The sequence below is a fragment of the Pseudoroseomonas cervicalis ATCC 49957 genome (assembly GCF_000164635.1).
GTDB classification, from domain to species: domain Bacteria; phylum Pseudomonadota; class Alphaproteobacteria; order Acetobacterales; family Acetobacteraceae; genus Pseudoroseomonas; species Pseudoroseomonas cervicalis.
Window position 1 is genome coordinate 1,454,216 of the sequence record NZ_GG770777.1, and the last position, 6,733, is coordinate 1,460,948.

The 6,733-nt window shown below is 72.4% G+C and carries 6 protein-coding genes; 5 read left to right on the top strand and 1 reads right to left on the bottom strand.

The features are described from left to right. Positions 1–775: DUF2189 domain-containing protein (locus tag HMPREF0731_RS06310; RefSeq protein ID WP_007003218.1), on the top strand; the 775-nt coding region annotated here is incomplete at its 5' end. 9 nt (positions 776–784) lie between these two features. Here HMPREF0731_RS06310 and HMPREF0731_RS06315 read toward each other — a convergent pair. After that, positions 785–1,291 carry a GNAT family N-acetyltransferase gene (locus HMPREF0731_RS06315; RefSeq protein WP_007003219.1) on the bottom strand — a complete coding sequence of 169 codons (507 nt, stop codon included), beginning with the start codon at positions 1,289–1,291 and terminating at the stop codon, positions 785–787. 150 nt (positions 1,292–1,441) lie between these two features. On the opposite strand from HMPREF0731_RS06315, the gene HMPREF0731_RS06320 reads away from it, so the two are divergent. The 4 genes from HMPREF0731_RS06320 (at position 1,442) to HMPREF0731_RS06335 (ending at position 6,677) form a co-directional block, all read left to right on the top strand. Continuing rightward, positions 1,442–2,662, top strand: a complete 1,221-nt coding sequence (locus HMPREF0731_RS06320) for an amidohydrolase (protein WP_007003220.1) — start codon at positions 1,442–1,444, stop codon at positions 2,660–2,662. Then, positions 2,659–4,263: an ABC transporter substrate-binding protein gene (locus tag HMPREF0731_RS06325; protein WP_007003221.1), complete on the top strand. Its 1,605-nt coding sequence runs from the start codon at positions 2,659–2,661 to the stop codon at positions 4,261–4,263. Before HMPREF0731_RS06320 ends, HMPREF0731_RS06325 begins: the two co-directional genes overlap by 4 nt. A gap of 241 nt (positions 4,264–4,504) precedes the next feature. Continuing rightward, the gene (locus tag HMPREF0731_RS06330; RefSeq protein WP_007003222.1) at positions 4,505–5,524 is read left to right on the top strand and encodes a Bug family tripartite tricarboxylate transporter substrate binding protein; all 1,020 of its coding nucleotides are present in this window, start codon (positions 4,505–4,507) and stop codon (positions 5,522–5,524) included. A 169-nt stretch (positions 5,525–5,693) separates the two neighbouring features. Next, positions 5,694–6,677 (top strand): Bug family tripartite tricarboxylate transporter substrate binding protein, encoded by a 984-nt coding sequence (locus tag HMPREF0731_RS06335; protein WP_007003223.1) that lies wholly within the window; start codon positions 5,694–5,696, stop codon positions 6,675–6,677. The last annotated feature ends 56 nt before the right edge of the window (positions 6,678–6,733 follow it).

Sequence of the window (6,733 nt, forward strand, 5' to 3'; positions counted from 1 at the left end):
GGCGCCGCGCAGCGTGGCGCATGACCGGCCCTGGGCCTGGCTCGCCGCCGGCTGGAACGACCTCTGGGCCGCGCCCGGGCTTGGCCTGTCCTATGGCGCGGTGCTGGCGGTCGCCGGCTGGGCGCTGGCGCTGCTGTCGCAGCAGGTCGGCACGCTCTGGGCCATCCTGCCCGCCACCGCCGGCTTCTTCCTGGTGGCGCCGCTGCTGGCCGCCGGGCTCTACGAGGCGTCGCGCCGGCGCGAGCTGGGCCTCGATTGCGGCTGGAGGCAGGCGCTCGCCGCCTTCCGCCGCAACGCCTCGCAGCTCGCCCTGCTGGGCGGGGCGCTGCTGCTGATCCACCTGTTCTGGGTGCGGCTGGCCGGGCTGCTCTTCGCCCTCTGCTTCGGCCCCGGCTTCGCGCCGCCGCTGGAGGCGCTGCCGCTCGCCCTGCTGCGCGAGGAGCGGCTGCTGCCCTTCCTGATCGCCGGCACCGCCACCGGCTTCCTGCTGGCGGCGCTGACCTTCGGCATCGGCGCGCTCTCCATCCCGATGCTGGTGGAGCGCGACATCTCGGCGGTGGAGGCGATCATCGCCTCCTGGCAGGGGGTGATGGAGAACTGGCGGGCGATGGCGCTCTGGGCCGGGCTGATCGTGCTGTTCACCGGCCTCGCCCTGGTGCCGCTGTTCCTCGGCCTGGTGGTGGCGCTGCCGCTGATCGGCCACGCCACCTGGCACGCCTACCGGGACATCTACCCGGAGCGGCCGGCCATCCCCGGCGTCACCGCCGCCGGGTGATCCGCGCGGCTACAGCCGCAGGGTCATGAAGCGCAGGTCGAGCCAGCGGCCGAATTTCCGGCCCACCTCGCGCAGCAGCCCCGCCTCCTCGAACCCCGCCTTGGCGTGCAGGGCGATGGAGGCGGTGTTGCCGGCCTCGATGCCGGCGACCATCACATGCAGCCCGGCCGCCCGGGCGCGGTCGATCAGCGCCGCCAGCAGGGCGCGGCCCAGCCCCTGCCCCTGCGCCGCCGGGTCGACATAGACCGAATGCTCGACGGTCGCGGCGAAGCCGGCGAAGGGGCGGAAATCGCCATAGCTGGCGAAGCCCAGCACCTCCCCCCCGCGCACCGCCACCAGCACCGGCAGGCCGCGCCCCTGGCGCTGCGCCAGCCAGTCCCGCCTTGCCTCCAGCGTCGTCTCCTCGGTGTGCCAGACCGCCAGGCTCTCGCGGATCGCCTGGTTGAAGATGGCCAGGATGCCGGGGAGGTCGGCCTCGCCGGCGTCACGGATCTCGGGGGCAAGGGTCTCGGTCATGGCGGCGACTCGTCAGGGGTTCGGGCGGAGCGGGCGGCTCCGGGAGACATGGTTCCACTATGATGGACATAGGTCAAACCTGCTGACCGGTTGACCGGGCCCCGGGCGCGGCTCAGTTTCGCGCCCCTTGCGGGCCAGCGGAGAGAGACGATGCGGCAGGACATCCTCGACGAGATCAGGGCATTCGAGCCGGAGCTGAAGGAGATCCGGCAGGATATCCACCGCCACCCCGAGACCCGCTTCGAGGAGCACCGCACCGCGGCCCTCGTCGCCGGCAAGCTGCGGGACTGGGGCATCGAGGTCACCGAGGGCGTCGGCGGCACCGGTGTCGTCGGCACGCTGAAGGGCAGCCGGCCCGGCCAGCGCGCCATCGGGCTGCGCGCCGACATGGACGCGCTGTTCATCCAGGAGGAGACCGGCCTCGCCCACGCCTCCACCGTGCCCGGCAAGATGCATGCCTGCGGCCATGACGGCCACACCGCCATGCTGCTCGGCGCCGCCAGGTATCTGGCGGCCAAGCCGGATTTCGCCGGCACCGTGCAGTTCATCTTCCAGCCGGCCGAGGAGGCCGGGACCGGCGCCGCGGCGATGATCCGCGACCAGCTGTTCGAGCGCTTCCCCGTCGATTCCGTCTACGGCATGCACAATTCGCCGGGCCTGCCGGTCGGCAGCTTCGCCACCCGCCCCGGCCCGGTGCTGGCGGGGGCCGATTTCTGGGGCGTCGAGTTCCACGGCACCGGCGGCCATGGCGGCGGCGCGCCGCATCTGGCGACCGACGCCACCGTGGCGCTCGGCCAGTTCCTGCTGGCCATCCACACCATCCTGCCGCGCAACCTGCACCCGACGGCCAGCGCCGCGCTCTCGGTCGGGCATGTCGCGGGCGGCAGCTACGGCTCGCCCAACGTGATGCCGGCCAAGGTGGTGGTGCGCGGCACCGCCCGCTACTTCGAGAAGGGCGACCAGGCGATCATCCGCCGCCGCCTGCAGGAGCTGGCCGAGACGCTGGCCGCCGCCAATGGCTGCACCGCGACGCTGACCTATGACGAGCTGTGCCCGCCCACGGTGAACGCGGCCGAGAAGGTGCCGGCCGCGCTGGCCGCCGCCCGCGCCCTGGTCGGCGCCGACAAGGTGGGCGAGGTCCAGCTCTCCACCGGCGGCGAGGATTTCGCCTTCATGCTGCGGGAGAAGCCGGGCGTGTTCATGCGCATCGGCAATGGCGTGAACCCGGATGGCAGCTTCCACAACGTCCACACGCCGCAATACGATTTCAACGACGAGATCCTGGGCCTCGGCGCCGCCTACTGGGTGAGCCTGGTGCAGGAGGAGCTGGGCTGGCCGGCCGATGGCCAGGCCGAGGAGAGCAAGGCATGAGCCGCATCACCCCCACCCCCCGCCGCGCCGCCCTGCTGGGCGCGGCGCTGGCCACCCTGCTGCCCTTCGCGGCGCAGCCGGCGGCGGCCCAGGCGACGGCCTCGCTGAGCATGGCGGTCTCCGCGCCGCCGGCCAGCATCGACCCGCACTACTACACGCTGACGCCCAGCATCATGCTGTCGCACCACATCTTCGACACGCTGATCAAGCGCGACGAGAATGCGCGGCTGGTGCCGGGCCTGGCCGAATCCTGGCGCCCGGTGGACGAGACCACCTGGGAGTTCCGCCTGCGCGAGGGTGTGACCTTCCACAATGGCGCGCCGCTGACCGCCGAGGATGTGGCCTACAGCCTGAAGCGCGTGCCGACGGTGCAGAGCCCCTCCAGCTTCGCCGTCTACACCCGCGCCATCACCGGGGTGGAGGTGGTCGATGCCCGCACCCTCCGGCTGAAGACCGCCGCCCCCTACCCGCTGCTGCCGAGCGATGTCGCGGCCATCTTCATCCTGCCGCGCAGCCTCGGCGAGAACGTCGCCTCGGCCAGCTTCAACAGCGCGCAGACGGCGATCGGCACCGGTCCCTTCCGCTTCGTCAGCTACGCGCCGAATGACCGCGTGGTGATGGAGCGCAACGACGGCTACTGGGGCAGCAAGCCCGAATGGCAGCGCGTCGACTACCGCATCATCACCAATGCCGGCTCGCGCGTCGCGGCGCTGCTGTCGGGCGATGTGGCGATGATCGACAATGTGCCGACCCAGGACCTGACCCGCATCCGCGCCGACAACCGCGTGACGATCGCCGAGGGCACCAGCCTGCGGCTGATCTTCCTGGGCCTCGACGTGTTCCGCGATGCCGGCACCCCCGACATCACCGGCCCGAATGGCGAGCGGCTGGACAAGAACCCGCTGCAGGACCGCCGCGTGCGCGAGGCGCTGTCCATCGCCATCAACCGCGAGGCCATCGCCAGCCGCATCATGGAGGGCGCCGCCGTCCCGGCCGGGCAGTTCATGCCGCAGGGCGCCTTCGGCTACGACCCGTCGATCGCCGTGCCGCGCTTCGACGCCGAGCGCGCCCGGCGCCTGCTGGCCGAGGCCGGCTACCCGAACGGCTTCACGGTCACGCTGCGCGGCCCGAATGACCGCTACGTCAACGACGCGCAGATCATCCAGGTGGTGGCGCAGATGTGGAGCCGCATCGGCGTGCGCACCAGCGTCGACGCGCAGCCGCTGGCCACGCTGATCGGCCGGCTGAACCGCGCCGAGACCTCGATCTACCTGCTGGGCTGGAGCAACTCGACCGGCGAGCCCTCGACCTCGCTGCGCGCCATCCTCGGCACCCGCACGCCGGAGAGCGGGCTCGGCCTGTCCAATTACGGCCGCTACTCCAACCCGCGCATGGACCAGATCACCGCCGCCGGCCTCGCCAACCTGAACGAGGGCGAGCGCGAGAAGGCGATGCAGGAGGCCATGCGCCTGGCCATGCAGGATGTGGCGGTGATCCCGCTGCACACCCAGAAGAGCGTCTGGGGCCTGCGCCGCGGCCTGACCTACACCCCGCGCGTGGACGAGATGACGCTGGCCACCGAAATCCGCACCTCCCGTTAATCTTTCAGGCTGCTTTTCTTTCGGGCTGCCGCCGTCCGGTGGGGATGGGGTCGATCCAGGCCCCGCCCCGCCAGGGGGGCGGCCAACAGGGTGGAATCACGACGGGGCCTTTGGGCCCCGTTGGCGTTTTCGGCGCGCGCGGATGCGAATTGCGCTTGCCTGGAACGGTCCGGATTCGGCACGACGGAAGACCGAAAGAAGCACGGGCCCGTGAGGCCGTGCCGCCGGGAGGAGAAACACCATGCCGTTCCTGCACCGCCGCGCCCTGCTCGGCGCCGCCGCCACCGCCCTGCCGCTCGCCGCGTCGCGGCACCCCGCCCTGGCGCAGCCCGCCGACGCCACCAGCTGGCCCAACCGCCCCGTGCGCATCATCGTGCCCTTCGTCCCCGCCGGCACCACCGACATCGCCGCCCGCATCCTGGCCGGGCGGCTGCAGCAGCGCCTGGGCCAGCCCTTCCCGGTGGAGAACCGCGCCGGCGCGGGCGGCAATGTCGGCTCCGACGTCGTCGCCAAGGCCGACCCGGACGGCTACACCTTCCTGATGCAGACCGTCTCCTCGGGCGCCATCAACTACGCGCTCTACGGCGCCACCATGCCCTACAAGCCCGAGGACCTGGCCAATGTCGGCCTGCTGATCCGCGTGCCCAACGTCATCTTCGTCACCAACAGCCTCCCCGTGAAGACGCTGGCCGAGCTGGTGGCGCTGGCCAAGCAGCGGCCGGGCCAGCTCAACATCGGCTCCTCCGGCGCCGGCACCTCGCTGCACATGACGGGCGAGCTGCTGAAGATCGAGGCCGGGGTGCAGCTCACCCACATCCCCTTCCGCGGCGCCGGGCCGATGCTGGCCGAGATCATGGCCGGCCGGGTCGAGGTCGGCGTGGACAACCTCCCCTCCGCCATCGGCCATATCCGTGACGGGCGGCTGCGCGCGCTGGCGGTGACCACCGCCACCCGCAGCGCCGCGCTGCCCGACGTGCCGACCACCGCCGAGGCCGGCTTCCCCGGCGTCGAGGCCACCGGCTGGTTCGGCGTGCAGGCCCCGGCCCGCACCCCGCGCCCGATCGTCGAGAAGCTCGGCGCCGAGATCAACGCCATCGTCGGCGAGGCGGAGACCTGGGCGCGGCTGGCCGATCTCGGCGGCATGAAGCCGGACCTGATCCCCGGCGGCGGCACCAGCCCGGCGGCCTATGAGGCCTTCGTCGCCGCCGAGGTGAAGAAATGGGCCGAGGTGGTGCGCCGCTCCGGCGCCAAGGTCGAGTAGCCCCCGCGGCGCGGCCGGCGGGCAACCGCCGGTCGCCAAGCCCTGGCGCGGCCTTCCACCCCGGCGCGCAACCCGCAGGAAGCGCGAAGAAACCGTCATGCGGCCGCGGGTTGCGGCCCGGCGCCGCTGCGTCTATCCGAAGGTGGAAACGTTCTCGAAGGATCGCGCAATGACGCTGACCCGCCGCCTCGCCCTGGCCGGTGCCGGCCTGCTGGCCGCTCCCGCCCTGCTGCGCGCCCAGGCCCAGGCCCAGGCCACCGGCAACTTCCCCAACCGCGCCGTGCGCCTGGTCGTGCCCTTCCCCGGCGGCGGCGCCACCGATGTCACCGCCCGCGTCATCGCCGAGCGGATGAGCCAGATGCTCGGCCAGCCCGTGGTGGTGGACAACCGCCCCGGCGCCGGCGGCATCCTGGGCTGCGACATGGTGGCCAAGGCCGAGCCGGATGGCCACACCCTGCTGATGTGCACCATCGGCACCGCCAGCATCAACCAGTACCTCTATTCCCGGATGCCCTACGATCCCAAGGATCTGGCGCCGGTCGCGCTGGTCAATTCGCTGGCCAATGTCATCACCGTGCCGGCCGCCAGCCCGATCCGCGACTTCCGCCAGCTGCTGGAGACCGCCAAGGGCCAGGAGCTGATGTATGGCACGCCGGGCAACGGCACCTCGGGCCATATGTGCGGCGAGCTGCTGAAGTTCCGCACCAGCACCAAGCTGACCCACATCCCCTATCGCGGCAGCGCCACCGTCATCCCCGACCTGCTGGCCGGGCGCATCGACCTGGCCGTGGACAACCTGCCGCCCTACCTGCCGCACATCCAGGAAGGCCGGCTGCGCGCCCTGGCCGTGACCAGCAGCAAGCGCTGGTTCGCCCTGCCGGACGTGCCGACGGTGGCCGAGCTCGGCGTCGCCGATTTCGAGGCGGAGGCCTGGTTCGGCGTGCAGGCGCATGCCCGCACCCCCAAGGCGATCACCGACCGGCTGAGCAAGATGGTGCTCGACATCGTGGCCGAGCCCGCCGCCACCGCCCGGCTGCGCGATGTCGGCTCCGACCCGCGCCCGCTCGACGCCGCCGCCTTCGGCGCCTTCATCGAGCGCGAGAACGCCAAGTGGCGCGAGGTGGTGCGCGTCTCCGGCGCCCGCCTCGACTGAGGCCCTCCGGCCAGGGCGGGGCGCGCCCCGCCCGCCTCACCCGGCGCCGAGCAGCC

Excerpts from the sequence above, each read along its gene's own strand:
- HMPREF0731_RS06315 (WP_007003219.1), bottom strand. The coding sequence starts at position 1,291 with ATGACCGAGACCCTTGCCCCCGAGATCCGTGACGCCGGCGAGGCCGAC.
- HMPREF0731_RS06320 (WP_007003220.1), top strand. The coding sequence starts at position 1,442 with ATGCGGCAGGACATCCTCGACGAGATCAGGGCATTCGAGCCGGAGCTG.
- HMPREF0731_RS06325 (WP_007003221.1), top strand. The coding sequence starts at position 2,659 with ATGAGCCGCATCACCCCCACCCCCCGCCGCGCCGCCCTGCTGGGCGCG.
- HMPREF0731_RS06330 (WP_007003222.1), top strand. The coding sequence starts at position 4,505 with ATGCCGTTCCTGCACCGCCGCGCCCTGCTCGGCGCCGCCGCCACCGCC.
- HMPREF0731_RS06335 (WP_007003223.1), top strand. The coding sequence starts at position 5,694 with ATGACGCTGACCCGCCGCCTCGCCCTGGCCGGTGCCGGCCTGCTGGCC.